The 19,288-nt window shown below is 65.2% G+C and carries 17 protein-coding genes; 7 read left to right on the top strand and 10 right to left on the bottom strand.

Annotated features, from left to right (window positions below; all coding sequences use genetic code 11):
* The first annotated feature begins 158 nt into the window (after positions 1 to 158).
* The 4 genes from RQP55_RS09160 to RQP55_RS09175 all read left to right on the top strand — a co-directional run bounded on the left by RQP55_RS09160 (position 159) and on the right by RQP55_RS09175 (position 5,649).
* Entirely contained in the window at positions 159 to 662 is a 504-nt protein-coding gene (locus tag RQP55_RS09160) for a DUF4402 domain-containing protein (protein WP_315609880.1), read from the top strand.
* Positions 663 to 863: 201 nt separating this feature from the next.
* Positions 864 to 1,694 (top strand): molecular chaperone, encoded by an 831-nt coding sequence (locus RQP55_RS09165; RefSeq protein ID WP_315609881.1) that lies wholly within the window; start codon positions 864 to 866, stop codon positions 1,692 to 1,694.
* Positions 1,695 to 1,721: 27 nt separating this feature from the next.
* Positions 1,722 to 4,412 (top strand): carboxypeptidase-like regulatory domain-containing protein, encoded by a 2,691-nt coding sequence (locus RQP55_RS09170; protein ID WP_315609882.1) that lies wholly within the window; start codon positions 1,722 to 1,724, stop codon positions 4,410 to 4,412.
* 82 nt (positions 4,413 to 4,494) lie between these two features.
* Positions 4,495 to 5,649: an acyl-CoA dehydrogenase family protein gene (locus RQP55_RS09175; RefSeq protein WP_315609883.1), complete on the top strand. Its 1,155-nt coding sequence runs from the start codon at positions 4,495 to 4,497 to the stop codon at positions 5,647 to 5,649.
* 81 nt (positions 5,650 to 5,730) lie between these two features.
* Here the strand turns inward: RQP55_RS09175 and RQP55_RS09180 are convergent, their stop codons facing one another.
* Positions 5,731 to 6,513 (bottom strand): glycine zipper 2TM domain-containing protein, encoded by a 783-nt coding sequence (locus RQP55_RS09180; RefSeq protein WP_315609884.1) that lies wholly within the window; start codon positions 6,511 to 6,513, stop codon positions 5,731 to 5,733.
* 128 nt (positions 6,514 to 6,641) lie between these two features.
* The gene (locus tag RQP55_RS09185; RefSeq protein WP_315609982.1) at positions 6,642 to 7,124 is read right to left on the bottom strand and encodes a GAF domain-containing protein; all 483 of its coding nucleotides are present in this window, start codon (positions 7,122 to 7,124) and stop codon (positions 6,642 to 6,644) included.
* Positions 7,125 to 7,215: 91 nt separating this feature from the next.
* Between RQP55_RS09185 and RQP55_RS09190 the strand changes: the two genes are divergently transcribed.
* Positions 7,216 to 8,679 (top strand): sorbosone dehydrogenase family protein, encoded by a 1,464-nt coding sequence (locus RQP55_RS09190; RefSeq protein ID WP_315609885.1) that lies wholly within the window; start codon positions 7,216 to 7,218, stop codon positions 8,677 to 8,679.
* Between the two features lie 3 nt (positions 8,680 to 8,682).
* Here the strand turns inward: RQP55_RS09190 and RQP55_RS09195 are convergent, their stop codons facing one another.
* Both RQP55_RS09195 and RQP55_RS09200 read right to left on the bottom strand, forming a co-directional pair.
* Entirely contained in the window at positions 8,683 to 9,528 is an 846-nt protein-coding gene (locus RQP55_RS09195) for an ATP-binding protein (RefSeq protein ID WP_315609886.1), read from the bottom strand.
* Positions 9,525 to 11,249: an acyl-CoA dehydrogenase gene (locus RQP55_RS09200; protein ID WP_315609887.1), complete on the bottom strand. Its 1,725-nt coding sequence runs from the start codon at positions 11,247 to 11,249 to the stop codon at positions 9,525 to 9,527. The genes RQP55_RS09195 and RQP55_RS09200 overlap by 4 nt, the downstream gene beginning before the upstream one ends.
* A gap of 55 nt (positions 11,250 to 11,304) precedes the next feature.
* Between RQP55_RS09200 and RQP55_RS09205 the strand changes: the two genes are divergently transcribed.
* The gene (locus RQP55_RS09205; protein WP_315609888.1) at positions 11,305 to 12,255 is read left to right on the top strand and encodes an L-threonylcarbamoyladenylate synthase; all 951 of its coding nucleotides are present in this window, start codon (positions 11,305 to 11,307) and stop codon (positions 12,253 to 12,255) included.
* Here the strand turns inward: RQP55_RS09205 and RQP55_RS09210 are convergent, their stop codons facing one another.
* From RQP55_RS09210 to RQP55_RS09235, 6 genes are all read right to left on the bottom strand, one after another.
* The gene (locus tag RQP55_RS09210; RefSeq protein ID WP_315609889.1) at positions 12,256 to 12,534 is read right to left on the bottom strand and encodes a hypothetical protein; all 279 of its coding nucleotides are present in this window, start codon (positions 12,532 to 12,534) and stop codon (positions 12,256 to 12,258) included.
* 142 nt (positions 12,535 to 12,676) lie between these two features.
* Positions 12,677 to 13,441, bottom strand: coding sequence for a head GIN domain-containing protein (locus tag RQP55_RS09215; RefSeq protein WP_315609890.1), 765 nt, complete (start codon positions 13,439 to 13,441; stop codon positions 12,677 to 12,679).
* A gap of 133 nt (positions 13,442 to 13,574) precedes the next feature.
* Positions 13,575 to 14,108, bottom strand: a complete 534-nt coding sequence (locus RQP55_RS09220; RefSeq protein ID WP_315609891.1) for a CarD family transcriptional regulator — start codon at positions 14,106 to 14,108, stop codon at positions 13,575 to 13,577.
* 304 nt (positions 14,109 to 14,412) lie between these two features.
* Positions 14,413 to 14,751, bottom strand: a complete 339-nt coding sequence (gene fdxA / locus RQP55_RS09225) for a ferredoxin FdxA (protein ID WP_315609892.1) — start codon at positions 14,749 to 14,751, stop codon at positions 14,413 to 14,415.
* A gap of 5 nt (positions 14,752 to 14,756) precedes the next feature.
* Entirely contained in the window at positions 14,757 to 15,059 is a 303-nt protein-coding gene (locus RQP55_RS09230) for an RNA-binding S4 domain-containing protein (RefSeq protein ID WP_315609893.1), read from the bottom strand.
* Positions 15,056 to 17,602 (bottom strand): helicase-related protein, encoded by a 2,547-nt coding sequence (locus RQP55_RS09235; protein WP_315609894.1) that lies wholly within the window; start codon positions 17,600 to 17,602, stop codon positions 15,056 to 15,058. The genes RQP55_RS09230 and RQP55_RS09235 overlap by 4 nt, the downstream gene beginning before the upstream one ends.
* A gap of 141 nt (positions 17,603 to 17,743) precedes the next feature.
* On the opposite strand from RQP55_RS09235, the gene RQP55_RS09240 reads away from it, so the two are divergent.
* Positions 17,744 to 19,285 (top strand): M23 family metallopeptidase, encoded by a 1,542-nt coding sequence (locus RQP55_RS09240; RefSeq protein WP_315609895.1) that lies wholly within the window; start codon positions 17,744 to 17,746, stop codon positions 19,283 to 19,285.
* Positions 19,286 to 19,288: the final 3 nt, after the last annotated feature.

Consider the following 19,288-nt stretch of genomic DNA (forward strand, 5'->3'; position numbering starts at 1 on the left):
CTCAAATATTAAGGTTTGGGGCCAATCTGTTAACCATAATATAAAGTAATCCTACAACTCTGTGATTCTACAAGCAAACTTGCGAATGGGGCAGTGTCTTCCATTCGGCAGCGCTTTGGTGCTGCGGGTTAGATTGCTTGGAAGGGATCATAATTATCATGCGTAACACGCTTCGTATCGCTCTTGTCGGTGCCGCTCTGAGCGCCGTTTCGTTTGCCTCGGCCGCCTCCGCGGCCACTTCGGCCACTGCCAACGCTTCGGCGGAAGTGCTGACCACGCTGACTCTGACGGCCAACTCGTCGCTGAATTTCGGCCAGATCGCCGCCAATACCGGCGGCAGCGTAACCGTTAATGCCGATTCGACCGCGAGCTCGTCGGGCACGCTCATCTCGACCGGCACCCGCGCTCCGGCCGGCTTCACCGTAACCGGCACCCCGAATGCCAACGTCGTACTCACGCTGCCGACTTCGGCCACCCTGACCCGCTCGGGCGGCACCGAAGCCATGTCGATCAGCGGCTTCAATGCCAATCCGGCCGGCGCTTTCCAGCTGGGCAGCACCGGTTCGTCGAACTTCTCGATCGGCGGAACCCTGACTGTCGCTTCGGGCCAGGTTGCCGGCGTCTATAACGGCACCTTCAGCGTTTCTGTCGAGTACCAGTAAGCCGAATAGTCCCGGCTGCCATCAGGCAGCTGCATTCGAACTGGAAGGGCCGCATCCTTGGGGTGCGGCCCTTCTTGTTTGTCCCGGCTTCGCCTATGCTTAGCGGGAAATTAACCCTGTTCCCCTAGGGCCTAGGCGTAAGCCGGGGGATGGTTCGAAAGATCCCGGCAAGGATTTGCTTCTGCCAGGGGTTCGCAGCCAATGCTGATCACACGTCGAATTCGCGATCTTTTTGCCGGCCTCGCCATTGTCGTTGCTGCGGGGGTAACCTCCCCGGTTGCGGCACAGGGCGACCTGCTGGTCGCACCCACCCGGGTGATCATCAATGGCGCGGGCAATGCCGAGGTTGTCCTGAGCAATATCGGCAGCCAGGCGGCCACCTATCGCATTGGCGTTGAATTGCGTCGGATGGAAGCAAACGGTGACTTCGCCGACGTCAGCGAAGCCGAGGCCAGCGCCGCGGAAAAGGCTGCGCTGGAAATGCTGCGCTATGCCCCCAAGCGCATCACCCTGCTTCCGGGGCAACCACAGGCAATCCGGTTGAGTGCGCGGCCGGCGGCTGAATTGCCCGACGGCGAATACCGCGTTCACATGAGCTTTCGCGCCATTCCGCCAGCGCTTTCGCCCGAAGCCATGCAGGACCAGGCTGCGGCCGGCCAGCTCGCGATTCGCCTGACCCCAGTCTATGGCATCACGATCCCGGTCTTTATCCGCAAGGGGCGGCTTGAGGCGGGGGCGACGATCGCCAACCCGCGGCTCGGCGGCGATCCTGGTGCGGAATGGCTTGAGCTCGAAATGCGCCGCACCGGGCAACGCTCTGTCTATGGCGAAATCCTTGGCAAGCGCGGGAACGAGCAGGTCTTTGCCCTGAAGGGCGTCGCAATCTACCCTGAAGTGCAGGGCCGCTCGGTGCGGATCCCGCTGACCGCCGAACAGATCGGCAAGCTCACCGGCCCGATCCGCATCGAATACCGCGAACTGCCAGAAAACGGCGGGCAGCTGATTGCTGCCGTAACCTCAACCGTACGCTGACCTGATCGGCGATCGGACCCTGACGTCATGAGGAACTGCCGCACCCCGCTGCGCCGCCTGGCCGCCCTGTTTGGGGCGGCTTTCGGCGTTGCGGTGGCGGCCGTTCCGGCCGAGGCGGAGTCATGGCATGCCAGCGAAGACGATTCGCTTCTGTTGGAATTGCGCAGCGGCCAGTACCGGCTGGGCGAACCCCTTCGCGGTTACCAGACCCCGGCGGGCGTCTGCGTTGACCTTGCCGACCTGATCCAGGCGCTCGACCTGCCGGTGCGGCTCGACAAGAAGTCGCGCCGCGCAACCGGGTGGCTCTTTGCGGAGGATCAGCGTTTCACCCTCGATCGCGATGCCGATACGGTACAAAACATGAACGGCGCGCATGCGATTGCCAAGGATGCGATCCACGACACGCCCGAAGGGTGGTGTGTCGATCTCAAGGCGCTCTCCGGTTGGATGGGGGTCCGCTTCCGCGCCGAACTTTCAAACCTGGCGGTCGTGCTCGAATCCGATCGCAAGCTGCCGTTCCTTGAGGCGATCGAGCGCAAAAGTCGCGCCGCGCGACTGCGCACGCCCAGCGTCACGGAATTTGACTTGGCCAAATTGCCGCAAGCAGCAACGCCCTATCGTGGCTGGCGCACCCCGTCGGTCGACGTGCAGGTTCAGGGGCAGTGGGCCCGCAATGCCGGCGCCAATGCCCAGCTGGAAGTGCTGGCGGCTGGCGAAGCCCTTGGCCTCAGCTATAGCGCCCGTCTTGCTGGCAGCACCAATAAGGGTGCGGATTCGCTACGCCTCAAGCTCTACCGCAATGATCCCTCGGCCCAAATGCTTGGTCCGCTGAAGGCAACCCAGGTGGCGCTGGGTGACGTAGAGGCGTTGCGCGGCGCCCTGACCAACCAGGCCGCCTATGGCCGGGGAGCCTTTGTCTCCAACCGCCCGCTGAACCGTCCGGGCCGGTTTGGGGTAACTTCGCTGAGCGGGACCCTTCCGGCGGGTTGGGATGCCGAGCTTTACCGCAACGGTGAACTGCGCGCCTACCAGGCTGATCGCGGCGATGGCCGTTATCGGTTCGATGATGTCGAGCTGCTGTGGGGCGAAAATGACTTTGAAGTCGTGCTCTACGGCCCGCAAGGCCAGATCAAGCGCGAGCGCAGCAGCGCACCGGTCGGGATTGAAAGCCTGCCTGCGGGCAAGACCTGGTATTGGGCGGGAGTGGTCGATTCCGGCCGAGACCTGATCGACCTGTCAAAGACCTTCGCCGCGCCGAATACCGGCTGGCGCTGGGGGGTCGGTGTCGAACGCGGCATCGATCGACGAACCACGGCTGGCCTTGAGTATCAAAGTGCGATGCTCGGCGATCGCCGCCACCACTACATCGAAGGGACTGTTCAACGGGCGCTGGGCCGTATGCTGCTCGAATTGAGCGGCGCGCAGCAGCTTGGTGCCGGACGGGCCATCCAGGCCAAGGCGCTCGGGCGAATTGGTCCGATCCGGTATGATGCGGAAGCGCTGTGGGTCCATGGCGACTACGAAAGCGAGCTGGTGGAGGCCGATCAGCGCCGGCAATACAGCCTGCGGCTGAGTTCGTCGGTCAAGCTGGGATCCTGGCGATTGCCGGTTGAGGCGGGTCTGCGCAAATTGCGGAGCCGGACCGGGGCAAGGGTTAGCGAGTGGCTAATGCGCACCGCGGTTCAGCTGCGGCGAACTTCGCTGGCGGCGGAACTGACGCGCCGGACCAGCTCTGGCCAGCCCGGCGGGGCAGCTGCTGGTGATCTTGGCACCAAGCTGAACCTGATCGCCAACACCGCGCTCGGGCAGGTCCGTCTGCGCGGGGCCGCGCGCTTTGCCCTGGATGGTCAGCGCCGCGGGTTCGAGAATGCTCAGCTAGTCGCGGAATCCGCACTGGGCCAGAATTCCACCTTGCGGCTGGGCTATGAACACGATGCGACTTCGCGCCGCAGCGAGGCCATGGTCGGGCTGGTCCGCCAGTTTGATCGCTTTGCGCTGCGCACCGAAGCCCGGCTCGATACCCGCGGGCACATGTCAATTGGCCTAACCCTGGGCTTTAGCCTGGGCCCTGATCCGGTCGACGGCGGTTGGCGCATGTCGCGCCAACGCCTTGCCGAAACCGGACAGGCCGCCGTCGAAGTATTCCGTGATGATAACGGTGATGGCCATCGCCAGGCCGGTGAAGCGCTGGTGGAGGGCGTTACGGTCGAAGCGGGCTTCCGCCACACCGAGGCGCCGACCAACCGGTCCGGCCGGGCGGTGATCGATGGGCTGACGCCGTTTGTGCCAGTGCTTGTTTCGATTGATTCGGGGACCCTGCCCGACCCGCTGTTGCAGCCCAAGGGGCAGGGTATGGTCGTTGTGCCGCGACCGGGCGTGGCCGCAAAGCTTAGCCTTGGCCTTGCCCCGACGGGCGAAGTCGAGGCGCTGTTGCTCGACGCCGATGGCCAGCCGCGCGAGGGCGTGGTGATCGAACTGACCGATACCGCTGGGCAGGTGCTCCGCCAGGTGCAGAGCGACTTCGACGGTTATGTCCTGTTCGATTCCGTGCCCTATGGCGATTACCGCCTGCGGATCGGAGCGGCGAGCGCGGCGACGCTGGGCATCAAGGCCGAACTTGACCGGCAACTGCGGATCGACCGGGCCAATCCTTCGCTGCGGCTGGGACGGATCCGGCTGCAGCTGCTGGCCGCCGCACAGGTTGCGGCGGCCCCTTAACCGGGCGATTAAATTCCGGTTGACCGGCGCGCGGGGCAACGTCAAACCTTTGGCCAATCCAAGTCAGCCAGAGGGAACCCCCATGTCGCTCGATTCACTTGCCCGCACCGCCTACACCGAAGACCATGAGGCGTTCCGCCAGACGGTGCGCCGCTTCATGCAGGAAGAAGTCGCCCCGCACGGCGCGCAGTGGGCTGAGAACGGGATTGTGCCGAAATCGATCTGGCCCAAGGCGGGCGAGCTGGGCTTGCTCTGCCCGACGGTGCCAGAGGAGTACGGCGGCCTGGGTCTCGATTTTGGTTACAACGCCATCGTCGATGAGGAAGGCGCCTATTATGGCGGGGTGACGACCGGCTTCTCGCTGCAGTCGGATATCGTCGTCAGCTATATCGTCAATTATGGCTCGGAAGAGCAGAAGCGCCACTGGCTGCCCAAGCTCGTCTCGGGTGAGGTGATCACCGCGATTGCGATGACCGAGCCGGGCACCGGGTCAGACCTGCAGGGGATGCGCACCACGGCCAAGAAGGATGGCAACCATTACGTGATCAACGGGTCGAAGACCTACATCACCAATGGCCAGAATGCTGACCTGATCCTGGTATGCTGCAAGACCGACACCGAGGTGCAGCCCGCTTACAAGGGCGTGTCGATCGTCCTGGTCGAGGCTGATCGTGAAGGCTTCAAGCGCGGCCGCAACCTCGACAAGATCGGGCAGGACGAAGCAGATACCTCGGAGCTGTTCTTCGAGGACGTGCGCGTGCCGATCACCAACTGCCTTGGGCAGGAAGGGATGGGCTTCATCTACCTGATGAGCGAGCTGCCGCAGGAACGCCTCTCGATCGCCGTCTCGGCCATGGCCGGTTCGCAGCGGGCCTTCGACATGACGGTTGAGTACACCCGTGATCGCAAGGCCTTCGGCAAGCCGATCCTTGATTTTCAGAACAGCCGCTTCGTGCTCGCCGATCTCAAGGCCAAGCTTCAGGTTGGCTGGGCGCATCTTGACTGGGCCCTGGCGCGGCACCTGCGCAAGGAGCTCACCCCGGAAGAGGGTGCCGCTGCGAAGCTGTGGCACACCGACCTGCAATGGGAAGTGATGGACAAGTGCCTGCAGCTGTTCGGCGGCGCCGGTTACATGAATGAGTACCCGATCGCCCGGATGTGGCGCGGTGCGCGTGTCACCCGGATCTTTGGCGGCACGAACGAAATCATGAAGGAACTGATCGGCCGCAAGCTCTGACGGGCCGGGGCTGACAGCAAGAAGGCGGGGTGCCGGCAATCGGCCCCCCGCCTTTTTCTGTTTATGTGCCTGGCATCGCCCTCAGTAGATGCGGACCCGCTTGTCCGGATAGACCCGCACCCGCTTGCTGGGCGCGATCCGGCGGGGAATGTAGCGGCGGGCAGGCCGCGCCACGGGTACCCATTCCTCAACCACTTCGGTGCAAGGCTGCTGTTGCACAACCTGGGCGGCAACAGTGGTCATTGCCACCGGGACCATCACCATCATCGGCTGCATGGCATAGGCCACCTGCCGTTGGGGGTAGACGTAGGTCCCCTGGCCCGGGTTCGCATAGCCCGAGCTGCCATAGCTCTGGCCGTAGCTCGCCAGATGGCGATCAAGATAGCTTTCGCAGTAATCCCGCGCCCGGCTGCGGTCGGACGCATCGCCCAATGCCGCCCCGGCCACGGCTCCGGTCACGCCGCCGACAACAGCGCCGATCGTCCGGTGGCCCCGGCCGGCGATGGCGCTGCCGGCGATCCCGCCAACCACGCCGCCAACCACGCCGCCCGCCACCTTGCCCCGGCCACCGAAGCGCTGGCGGCATTCGGCCAGCCAATCGGCCCGCTCCTCCTCCCACGCCGCCCGATCCATCCCGGATTGATCCATCGGGTCCGATCCATAGCTGGTTGGCATCGGCGGCAACTGCTGCGCAACGCGAACGGCCCGTGGCTGCTGCCATTCGGGCAGCGGGTCGCTCACCGTATTGCCGAAGACACGCCCTTCGGCATCGGTGACTGGCTGGTGGTTCGCCAAAACGGGCGCGGCCAGGCTGGCCAGCCCGGCGGCAAACATGAAACGAAGCGCAATCGCACGCGATGACATGGGCAATCCCCTGCTGTGCCGGAGAGAATCCCGACCTTAATCAGGAATTTAGCATCGCAATGGGCAGAAAACCAAGTGCTATGAGCAACTTGTGCTCCAGCTGTCCCGTTTCGGAGCAGTCCGGTGGATCAGATCGCGGGGGCGATCGCTTTGGCTAGGGCTTCAATCCCGGCCGCATCGCCTTCGTCAAAGCGCGCCGGTTCGGGGCTGTCCAGATCGATCACCGCAATCACCTGGCCATCGCGCCAGACCGGAACCACCAGTTCAGACCGGCTGGCTGCATCGCAGGCGATGTGCCCGGGGAAGGCGTGGACATCGGGTACCAGCTGCGTGGCGCCACTGGCCAAGGCCGCGCCGCAGACGCCCTGGCCCGAGGCGATCCGGATGCAGGCCGGCTTGCCCTGGAACGGTCCCAGCACCAGGTTGCCATCGACGGTGCGATAAAATCCGGCCCAATTCAGCCGCGGCAGGAACTGCCAAATCAGCGCGGCCAGGTTTGCCATGTTGGCCATGCCGTCGGGTTCGTCCCGCGTCAGCGCCTGTGCGGCCTCGACCAGGTCGGCATAGAGTTCGGACTTGGGCTGGTTCGGATCGGGCGCGAAAGCAAACATGGTCCCGCCATAGGCCAAAGCCGTCGCCGCCAAAAGACCCCCGTCAAAAGGTCCATTGTCCCCGCGGCCTTGGCCGCTTATCAACTGCCCCATGTCTAGAACCCGCAAGTGGCTGTTTGGCAGCCTCGCCGTCCTCGTGGTCCTGTTTGGCCTCGGCTATGTCCTTACCCGCCCCACTCCGTCGGAGCATACGCCGGACGAGCTTTCCGGCCGCGATCCTCTGATCGTCGAGCCGAAGGAAGAGCGTTTCCCGTCGATCCGGATCGCCAAGCCAATCGGCTGGGCCGCGGGTGAAGCGCCGGTGGCCGCCAAGGGGCTGAGCGTGAACCGCTTTGCCGAAGGGCTGCAGCACCCGCGCGTGATTCTTGTCCTGCCGAACGGCGATGTCGTGGCGGCTGAAACCGATGCGCCCAAGGGCAACCTGGGCAACGGGCTGGAAGCGCTGGTTGCCAAGTTCCTGATGGGCGGCGCGGGCGCGCAGCAAGGTTCGGCCGATCGGCTGGTCCTGCTGCGTGACGCCGATGGCGACGGCAAGGCGGAAGAACGCCATGTCCTTCGCAAGGGTAATGGCCTTGCCTCACCTTCGGGCCTGGGCTGGCGCGATGGCACGCTTTACGTGGCCAATCACGATGCCGTGCTCTCGTTCCCCTACCAGCTGGGTGAAACCGCGCTGAACGGTGCGCCGAAGAAGCTGATGGACCTGCCCCCGGCCGGCAACCACTGGATGCGCAACCTGGTGCTCAGCGCCGATGGGGCGAAGCTTTATGTCGCGGTCGGTTCGGCTTCGAACATTGCCGAAAAGGGCTTCGAGATCGAAAAGGGCCGCGCTGCCATCTGGGAACTTGACCTGAAATCGGGCCGCGCCCGCCAATTTGCCTTGGGCCTGCGCAATGCCAATGGCCTCGATTGGAACCCCTCGACCGGCGAGCTTTGGACCGTGGTCAACGAGCGCGACATGCTCGGCCCGGATCTTGTTCCCGATTACCTGACCAATGTGCCCGTGGGTGCCCATTATGGCTGGCCGTGGATCTATTGGAAGAAGTACGACGATGATCGCGTGGGCGGGCAGCCGCCGGAATTCATCGATGAATATGTCCGCAAGCCCGAATATGGCCTGGGCGCCCACATGGCGCCGCTGGGCCTGGCCTTCGTGCGCGGTGGTGAGCGGATGGGACCGGCCTTTGCCAATGGGGCCTTCATCGCCCGCCATGGTTCGTGGAACCGCGAACCGCTGACCGGCTATGATGTGGTCTTCGTTGCCTTCGATGCCAACGGCAATCCGCAGGGCAAGCCGATCCCGGTGTTGACCGGTTTCCTCAGTGGCAAGAAGGAAACGCGCGGTCGCCCGACCTGGGTGGGCTTCGACAAGACCGGCGCCCTGCTGGTCAGCGATGACACCGGCGGGATCATCTGGCGGGTCACCGCACCGGGCGCGGCACCTGCAGCAGCCGTGCGCCCGGTGGTGACGGCGCGCATGCCGGCCCAGCGTGAACTGGATGGCAATCTTGAGGCGCAGTACCGCGCCGGGTTCAAGCAGACGGGGGCTGGCCGTTAAGGCCTAGAGCGACTGGCCGGCCCGTCCGGCCAGTTCGGTCACGAATTGCCAGGCGACGCGGCCCGAGCGGGCACCGCGCCGCTTGGCCCATTCCAGCGCCTCGCCCTGATCCCAGCTGAGGCCATGGCTGGCGCAATAGCCGCCAACAATCGCCAGATAGTCATCCTGGCTGCAAACATGAAAGCCGATCGACAGGCCAAACCGGTCGGCCAGGGCCAGCTTGTCATCCACTGCATCGCGCGGGTTGATCGGCCCCTCTTCTCTGGAAGAAATGGCCTGCTCCCCGGCATGGCGCGAGACAATCGCCCGGCGATTGGCGGTGACGGCAAGACGGACATTGCCGGGGCGGGCGTCGACCCCGCCTTCCAGCCATGATCGCAGCGCGCGTGAGCCTTCGCTGTCGCCCTCGGCAAAACCAAGATCATCGATGAACACCAGGAAGCGGCGCTGTTCGCCGCCCAGCGCCGCGAACAGGCCGGGCAGGGCGGCAGAGGCATCCGGTGCCACCTGGACCAGGGCCAGTGCCGCAGGATCGCGATCCTGCGCCGCGATCACGCTGGCGCGCAGCAAGGCTGACTTGCCCATGCCGCGCGCGCCCCACAGCAGCATGTCGTGCGCCGCGTGTCCCGCGGCCAGGCGGGCAACATTGGCGGTGACCAGCGCCTTTTGGGCGTCGATCCCCTGCAGCAGGTCAAGCGAAGGCGCGGCAAGGTTGGCAACGGCGCGGGCACCGCTGCGATCCCAGACATAGGCCGGGGCCGCCGTCCAGTCAGGCATGGCTGGCAGGGCGCCGGCCAGCCGTTCAAGCGCATCGGCGATGCGGGCCAGCGGATCGCCCTGATCGCTCATCCGGCAAGGGCCTCGGCGTCGAGTGCGTAAAGCAGATCTGCGCCAGCCAGCGCCTGCACCTTGAGCCCGCGGGCCTCGCTGGCAATATGCTGGGCAAAGTAGCCGGCAACCACGGCCTTGGCCTTGGCCTGCGGCGTCGATTCGGCGGACAACGCGCGCGCCTGGCGCAGCAGCTGCCATCCGGCCACGGCCACGGCGCTCATCGTGCAGAACGGCACGCTGCCGGCCAGCCGGTCGTCCAGGCTCGCCTGATCGACCATCCAGCGGGCAATCCCCTCGCAGTCACCAGCCAAGGCCGCGAGCTCGGGTGCATCGCTGCAATCCCGGGCGATTTCGGCGAACAGTGACGTCAGGACGCCGCCCTGCTCGTAGCCGAGCTTGCGCGTCACAAGATCGGCCGCCTGGATGCCGTTGGTGCCTTCATAGATTGGGGCGATCCGGGCATCGCGGTAATGCTGGGCGGCGCCGGTTTCCTCGACAAAGCCCATGCCGCCGTGAATCTGCACGCCCAGGCTGGCCACTTCGCAGCCAATGTCGGTGCCCCAGGCCTTGAGCATCGGCACCAGGCAATCGGCGCGCAGCTGGGCGGCATCGTCCCCCAGCGCGCCGCGATCGACCTGGCCGGCGGTGTAATAGAGCAACGCGCGCGCGCCTTCGGTCAGGGCGCGCATCCGCAGCAGCATCCGCCGCACATCGGGGTGCTCGACAATCGCCACCGGTTCGCGGCTGGCGCCGCCCGCGCGGGCCGACTGGACACGCTCGCGGGCATAATAGCCGGCCTGTTGCAGCGCGCGCTCGGCAATCTGCACGCCCTGGTTGCCAACATTGATACGGGCCGAGTTCATCATCGTGAACATGGCCTTCAGGCCTTCGTTCTCATGCCCGACCAATTCGCCCACGCACGCGTCGTTGTCGCCAAAGCTCATCACGCAGGTCGGGCTCGCCATGATCCCCAGCTTGTGCTCGATCGAAACGCAGCGCAGATCGTTGCGTGCGCCCAATGAGCCGTCGGGCTTCACCAGGTATTTGGGGACCACGAACAGCGAGATGCCCCGGCTGCCTGCCGGTGCACCCGGGGTGCGGGCCAGGACCAGGTGGATGATATTGCCCGCCAGGTCATGCTCGCCCCAGGTGATGTAGATCTTGGTGCCCTTGATCGCCCAGGTGCCATCGCCGCGCGGGGTGGCCGTGGTGCGCAGCGCACCGACATCCGATCCGGCCTGCGGTTCGGTCAGGTTCATGGTGCCGGACCATTCGCCGCTGACCAGCTTGGGCAGGTACAGCGCCTGCTGCTGGGGGCTGCCATGGTGGGCCAGCGCTTCAATTGCGCCAACCGTCAGCATCGGCAGCAGCGAGAAGGCCATGTTGGCGGCGCCCAGATTCTCCAGCACGTTGGCAGCCAGCGTGAAGGGCAAGCCTTGGCCGCCATGGGCCTCGTCGCCGGCAACGGCGTTCCAGCCCTGCTCGACATAGGCCTGATAGGCTTCGGCAAAGCCGGCGGGCAGCGTCACCGTGCCATTGGCCAGCTTGGCACCTTCGACATCGCCTTTGCGATTGAGTGGGGCAAATTCGCCTGCGGCAAACTGGCCGATGCCTTCGACGATCGCTTCGACCATATCGGGGCTGGCAGCGGCAAAGCGCGGGTGCGACGCAAGCTCTTCGATCCCGGCGTTGACGCGAATGGCGAGGACCTGATCGGCGGTAGGGGCAGTGAAATCCATGGTGCTCTCTTGCTTTCCCTTGGCTTTGCGGCTTCCCGCCTATAGCGGGAGGTGCATGTCCGACAAGCAAGAAGCCGCACAGATCCGTGCCGCCGATCCCGCCGGGATTGCTGCGGCCGCTGCGGCATTGCGCGCCGGTGGCCTTGTCGCCTTGCCAACCGAGACAGTTTACGGGCTAGCCGCTCGTGCAGATCGAGCCGAATCAGTAGCGGCGATCTATCGCGCCAAAGGCCGGCCAGACTTCAATCCGCTGATCGTTCACGTGCCCTCGGTCGCTGTCGCGCGCGGCCTGGCCCGGTTCGATCCGCGTGCCGAGGCATTGGCTGCGGCTTTCTGGCCCGGGGCGCTGACGCTCGTTCTCCCGTTGCAGCCGGGTGCGCCGATTGCACCGGCAGTCACGGCGGGACTGCCGACCATTGCCCTGCGCTGTCCGGCTCATCCGGTGATGCGCGCTGTGATCGAGGCCAGCGGCCTGCCGCTGGCGGCCCCATCGGCCAATCGCAGCGGCGGTGTCAGCCCGACCCGGGCAGACCATGTCGCGGGATCACTGGGCGCGGCCGTGCCGCTGATCCTGGATGGCGGGGCGAGCGCCGCCGGGCTCGAATCGACGATCGTTGCGCTGCGCGAGGATGGACCCTGGCAGGTCCTGCGCCCGGGGCCGATTGCGGCAGAGCGGATTGCCGAAGTCCTGGGCTGTCCGCCCGAAGCCGTGACGTCGGCCGCGATCGAGGCTCCCGGCCAGCTGGCCAGCCACTATGCGCCGGGCAAGCCGGTTCGCCTCAATGCCACGGCTGCCGCCGATGATGAGTTCCTGATCGGCTTTGGCGCCATCGGCGGGGATCTGTCTTTATCCCCCGGCGGCGATCTGGCCGAAGCGGCGGCGCAACTTTATGCCGCGCTTCACGCCGCGGCTGGCGCTCCCCATCCGCGGATTGCCGTCGCGCCGATCCCGGACAAAGGCATCGGCGAAGCGATCAATGACCGGCTGGCCCGCGCCGCAGCCTGATTACCGTGCTTCGTAAGGCACGCTTGGCATCAGCGCGCGCATTTCAGCATGGATCCGATCCGCCTTGCGGCAGGCGTCTTCGTCGCCGCTTTGGCATTTGCCGGACTGCTTGCGATAGTCCCGTTCCAGCTCGCCGATCTGTTCCTCGCGCCGGCGAATCTCGCGGCCTCGCTTTTGGTCCTTTTCAGCCTGACTGGTGGTCATCTTGTCGACAACCGTGCTGCCGGTTTTTACCACGCGAACCGGAGCGCTGGCCAGGTCGACCGCAGCTCCTGCCACCCCGCATCCAGGCAGGGCCAGCAGGGCAGGGAGGAGGAGCGGTTTGAGACGAGGCATGGCTAACTCCCGGTGTGTTCAGGATTGAACAGGATCGTCCGATCCTGATTGGCCCCGGATTAGCCGCCGATGAACCTCAGCGCCATCAGGGCTTCTCGCTAGTTGGAGCCGTGCCATTGCCGGGTTCGCAGACCAGCTTGCCTGAACCCATCGATTCAACCGTGCAGCGCGCGCGGCCACGAACGGTAACGCTGCCCGATCCCATGATCTTGGCCTTGACCTCGCCATCGCTGGCGAAAGTGGAATTGCCCGAACCGGCAATGGTCAGGTCGGCCTTGTCAGTCTTGAGTGCGTCCATTGCGGCCGAACCACTGCCAACAATGCTGACCTCGAGCACCTTGACGTTGCCTGCGCTTCGATAGGAACCCGAGCCGGCGATCGTCAGGTCCAGTTTGTCGCTGGCAACATTGGGGGTTTCGATGTCACCCGATCCGGCAATCGTTACCTTGGCGTCCCTGGCCAGGGCAGCGGAATTGATTTTGCCTGATCCGGCCATGGTCAGCGTCTTGGGTGCGGGCATGGTCACGTTGACCACGGCCTTGCCGTCACCCATGCTCTTGCCTTCGCGCAGCACGCCCAGGGTACCGCCCTTCAGCGTAAAACGCAGTTTGTCGGTCACGGCCTTGTCACCCTCGACCGTGATCGCCAGCTTGTCGCCTTGGGTTACGCGGATCTCGTCCGGGCCCAGCAGGACCAGTTCCTCGGGCGGCGTGCCGGTCAGGTCGATTTCGGCAAGCGGCTTGCCCTTTTCGCCATTGATCGAGACATTTCCGTCGCAAGCGGCAACCCCGGCAGCCATGGCCACCGCAGCAATCGGGCCGATTGCCCGAAAGAACCTGTCAAACTTCATCGCGAGTCTCCTGCTGGTGTGTGTTGTTGATATAATACAGCATGGCGGAGACAACAAGGGGCGGGTTGTGCCGACAACGAAAAGGGCCGCTCCCTTGCGGGAACGGCCCTTCTCGGTGATCGGGTTGGTGCCGTCAGGCGGTGGCCGCCTCGGCATAGTACTTGGGCGCATGCTCGTTGAGAATCGCGAGGATCTTCTTGAGTGCAGCCGGTTCATCGGTCTTTTCCATGGCTGCCAATTCACGCGCGAGGCGCGACGAGGCAGCTTCGAAGATCTGCCGTTCCGAATAGGACTGTTCCGGCTGGTCATCGGCGCGGAACAGGTCGCGCGTCACTTCCGCGATCGACACCAGATCGCCCGAATTGATCTTCGCTTCATATTCCTGGGCGCGGCGCGACCACATGGTGCGCTTGACCTTGGGCTTGCCCTTCAGTGTATCGAGCGCTTCGCGCAGGGTCTTGTCGCTGGACAGCTTGCGCATGCCGATCGCCTCGACCTTGTTGGTCGGAACGCGCAGCGTCATGCGCTCTTTTTCGAAACGGAGAACGTACAGTTCCAGCGTCATGCCAGCGATCTCCTGCTCCTGCAGCTCGATCACCCTGCCAACACCGTGCTTGGGATAAACGACGTAGTCACCAACATCGAAGGCGTGCGCCTTGGAAGCCATGTATCGTCCTTTCATGTGGCGGGAACATTACCCGTCGAACCGGATGGCGGCGTGGATTACCAATCCCGGCACCGGCCTTGAGCGGCTGGCACCGTGTTCCTCCGTCCGTGTTCGCAGTCCCGCCTAGCCAATTATTGCCATGCTACCGAGGCAGGAAGCCCCGGAAGTCGGGCGATTGTATAGCATGTCGGCAACAAAATTGCCAGAGCGCAGAATTCCGCGCTCTGACAAGCGATTCCGCTGCCAGCTCAAATTCAATACAGATGCAAACTATGCAATCGATTCGCGCTGCATGCGCGAAGGATCAATCGCCTTCGCCGGGTTCTGCCGAGAAGTACTTCTCAAACTTGCCTTCCTCACCCTTGTGCTCGTCGGCATCCGCCGGCGTGTCCTTTTTGGTGGTGAGGTTCGGCCACTCGGCCGAATACTTGGCGTTCAGCTCAAGCCACTGCTCCAGACCCGATTCGGTATCGGGCAGGATCGCTTCGGCCGGGCATTCCGGTTCGCACACGCCGCAATCGATGCATTCGCTGGGGTTGATCACCAGCATGTTCTCGCCTTCGTAGAAGCAATCGACAGGACAGACCTCAACACAGTCCATGTACTTGCACTTGATGCAGGCGTCGGTGACGACATAGGTCATGGTATTCAGGTCCCCTGAGGCGTGGTGTTGTTTTGTGCTGCTATGGGATTTGCGACGCGCTCGTCAAGCGTGTGGTAGCAAGCGAGCGCTTCCGGCGCGGGACCGCGTCGCTCGGGAACCGTAATAAGCTTGATTACCCGCACGCCAGACCGCGCCGGAACCGTCAGAATGTCACCCACGGCAACAGCTGCACTTGGCTTTTCGATTCGTTTTCCGTTCAGCCGAAAGTGCCCTTCGGCCACCCAATCATGGGCCAAGGTCCGCGATGGGGCGAGCCGCAGGTACCAAAGCAGCTTGTCGACCCTCATCGAACCAGGTCCGCAAGCGCAGCAAAGGCGCCACTGGCAGGCCGAGCCGCGCGCGCCGGGGGGCGGTGGTCGGGTCGGCCAGGCCGCCAGCGCCAGCGCGGCGGCGCGATGGGGCCTGCGGCGCCCTTTGGCAGCGGGCGCGGCATGATCGGTTGGAACCCCGCGGCTCGGAGCAATTGGGCATAGGCCGCGGTGCCAAGGCCCATCGACACGGCCAGCGCGGGGTTCAGAACCACAGGCTTGCCAGCGGCGGCGCTGCGCAGACCGTGAGCGGCATGCAGCAGCTTTTCTGCCATGTCGAGGCGCAGCGCCTGTTGGCCGAGCGAGCGATAGCCGGGGGGCGGGGCCGTCCGTCCGATCACTGCAAGGACCGGAGGCATAGTCGGATGCGGAGCGGTCAACTGCGCACCCTTTACGGCCTGCAAGTTGCGCCATGCCGTCAAGGCAGCCGGCTTGAGCATGGCCGGCATGAACAGATCGAGCGCACCCACCTGCACGCCCAACCGGCGCAGCAGGTGCCGCTGGGCCGGCTTGAGCAGGTCAATCCCGGAACCTGCCTTGCCGAGAGTCCCGCCAGCTTCGATCAGGCGGATCAGCAGGGCGCGCAGTTCGGGCCCGCCATCGGCTGCGCGGCTGGCCTGTTCCAGCTTGCGCAGCGGCGCGAGCGGAGCCATCGTCCCTTCCAGCCAGCCCAGCAGGGCAGATTCAAGGTCGCGCCGCGCAACTTGCGGCAGGGTCGTCAGGGCCGGTTCCAGCGCCAGCACAGGGTTGAGGATGGACTTGCCGGGCGCAAGCCGGGCGATCCGCTCGCCTTCCCACTCCAGGCTTGCGCCTGACAGGGTGAGTTCAACGCGTTCGCCTGCAGCAAGGGCGGCGGTCAGCCTTTCGGCGCGCCTGGCCAGCAGAACCGGCAAGTGGCGCTCTGCTGCTGCCAGCAAAAGCTTGTGATCGGCCAGTCGCGCGGCGGGATCGACCCGGAACCGGAACCCTGACAGCACGCCGATCGCCTCGCCATCGACCAGCACCCGGTCCTCTTCGACTGTGACCGGTAGTAAGCCGGCATCCGGGCCCAGCTTTTTCATGAGGACCGAAGTGCGGCGATTGACGAACCGTTCAGTCAGCCGTCCGTGCAACGCATCCGATAGCCGGGCTTCGGCGGCGCGGGCGCGGGCGGCCATTTCCTCGCGCGCCAGCACCCAGTCGGGCCGTTGGGCGATATAGGACCACGATCGGATCGCCGCGATCCGGCCCTGCAGCGTGTCGATATCGCCATCGGGGCGGTCAAGTTCGGCAATCGCGCGGGCAACATGATCGCCGGGGATCTGGCCGTCCTTCAGGTCCGTCCACAGCCGTGCCACGAAGCGGGCGTGGGTTTCCGCACCGTGCTGGCGAAAATCGGGCAGGCGGCAGGCATCCCATAGCCGCGCGACGCGTTTGTTGCCCTTTGCTTCGGCCAGGATCGCGGGATCATCGGCCAGCCGCTTGAGCACTGCCAGGTCGATTGCCTCGGGCGCAATCCGTAGTTCGGGGCGTCCCGGCAGACGCTCCAGGTCGGCAATCAGATTGGCCACGCTGCTGCAATCGGGTTCTGAATCGCGCCAGAACAAATGCGTCAGCGGGGCAAAACGGTGCTCTTCGATCGCGTAGATCTCTTCGGGCGTGAATTCGCTGTCGTGGCTGCCGGTCCCCGCCAGCGTGCCAAAGGTGCCATCGGTCTGGTGTCGCCCGGCGCGGCCGGCGATCTGGGCCATTTCCGCTGGCATCAACCGCCGCTGGCGTACCCCGTCGAATTTGGACAGCCCGGCAAAGGCAACATGCTGAACATCAAGGTTGAGCCCCATTCCGATCGCGTCGGTCGCCACCAGATAATCGACTTCGCCTGACTGGTATAATGCCACCTGACGGTTGCGCGTCTCGGGCGAGAGCGCCCCCATCACCACCGCCGCGCCGCCGCGGAACCGCCGCAGCATTTCCGCAATGGTGTAAACCTGCTCGGCCGAGAAGGCGACGATGGCAGAGCGCGGAGGGATGCGGGAAAGTTTGCGGGCACCGGCGTGGCTCAGCGTCGAAAAGCGGGGCCGGCCCACGATCTCTGCCTTCGGGATCAGCGCGCGGACCATGGGTTCGAGCGTGGCGGAACCCAGGATCATGGTCTCCTCGCGGCCGCGGGCATGCAGCAGCCGGTCGGTAAAGACGTGGCCGCGTTCGCGGTCAGCGCCAAGCTGCGCTTCGTCCAGCGCGACAAAGGCCAGATCAGCACTGACGGGCATGGCTTCGGCAGTGCATAGCAGCCAGCGGGCATGCTTCGGCTCGATCCGCTCCTCACCTGTGATCAAGGCGACCCGGTCCGCGCCCTTTATCGCACAAACCCGATCGTAGACCTCGCGTGCCAGCAGCCGCAGGGGAAAGCCGATTGCGCCGGAGGAATGGGCGCAGAGACGCTCGATCGCCAGGTGCGTCTTGCCTGTATTGGTCGGGCCGAGCACAGCCTTGACCCGGCTGTCATCGTCTCGCTGCTGAGTGCCAGAAGTGCTGCGCGCCATTGCGTGCCAGGATGTGGCACTGCCACCAGGAGCCGACAAGGTGCCCATAAGCCCTATTCCCCAGCGCCCCCATTTTTAGCTGAAGATTAACCTTAGCCGTGCAGAGCGGTTGCCGATTGCAGCCGCCCGGGGGGCAGATTGGTGTTCATATCGCGTGAAGCGCTTGATGGCGGGAGCGCAACAGCCTCGCTGGGTCTTCGCCTGACCGGTATGGCAGCGTCACCCGCCCGGATTCCCGGCAATCGGTCCGCCGGCCAGGTGGGGCAGCTTGAACGCCTGCGTCGGCACTGGGCGGCGCGTCTCGCCCACCTCGACTGGGCCCCCGACCTGGCGGAGGACATTGGATCGCCGCGCTGGTTCAGGGGGCTTGGCACCCTGTTCGGCCTGAGCGCGCTGGCCTTGGCCTTCCTTCCCGACTTTTCCACCATGGCCGCGCCGCCAGCCATGCCGCTCGACCCGGCCGCGCGCGCTGCCTTCCATGCCCAGACCATCCGGCCGCTGGCACTCGGTTCTGGCAGCTGGGTGCGGATGGGGCTCACGGACCGGGTCCGTCCCGCGGCCAACGTGCCCGAACGGGCCGTGGTGCAACTGACCGCCAGCTTTGGCGCCGGTGACAGTTTCGAGCGGCTGCTGCAACGGGCCGGTGCCGGTGCCGGCGATGCCGCGCGGGTCAGCAACCTGGTTTCCGGATCGATCGATCCGGCCGGCCTCGCGCCGGGCACGCAGATCGACATCACGCTTGGCCGCCGTGAAGGACCGGGCCTGCCCCGGCCGCTTGACGCCATTTCGTTTCGCGCACGGTTTGATCTCAAGCTCACCATCGCGCGGAGCAACGGTGGTTTCGTGCTGCGGTCCACCGCGATACCGGTCAGCACCACCCCGCTCCGCATCCGCGGCACGATTGGCGCCGGGCTTTATCGCTCGGCCCGCGCCGCGGGCGCGCCGATCGAGGCGATCCAGCAATATCTCCAGGTGCTCGACCAGCACCTGAGCCTCGATACCGCGATCGAGCCGGGCGACACGTTTGACATCATTGTCGGGTTCAAGCGCGCGGCGAGCGGCGAAACCAGCGTCGGTGAATTGCTGTTCGCGGGGGTGGAGCGCGATGGCAAGGCCAAGGCCCAGCTGCTCCGCTGGGGGGGCGACGGCCAGTTCTTCGAAGCATCCGGCATGGGCGCGCAGCGTTCGGGCCTGATCATGCCGGTGGTTGGCCGCATCACCTCGAACTTCGGGGCGCGGCGGCACCCGATCCTGGGCTATACCCGCATGCACGCCGGGGTCGATTTCGGCGCGGCGTGGGGTTCGCCGATCTATGCCGTTGGCGATGCCACGGTCAGTTTCGCGGGCTGGGCCGGGGGCCATGGCAATCACGTCAAACTGGAACATGGCGGCGGCTGGGGCACGGGCTATTCGCATATGAGCCGGATTGCCGTTTCCCCGGGAACCCGCGTCCGGGCCGGGCAAGTGATTGGCTATGTCGGCTCGACCGGCCTCTCGACCGGCCCACACCTGCATTACGAGCTCTATCGCAACGGCGCCAAGGTTGATCCGCTGTCGGTGCGCTTCACCGTTTCCAATCAGGTCGATGCCAAGGAGTTGGCGGCATTCCGCGCCAGGATGGCCGCGCTCAAGGCCGTGGCGCCGGGGGCAGCGCTGGCACCGCTTGGTTCACCCATCACTTAGAAG

The organism is Novosphingobium sp. APW14 (genome assembly GCF_032337075.1).
GTDB lineage: Bacteria > Pseudomonadota > Alphaproteobacteria > Sphingomonadales > Sphingomonadaceae > Novosphingobium.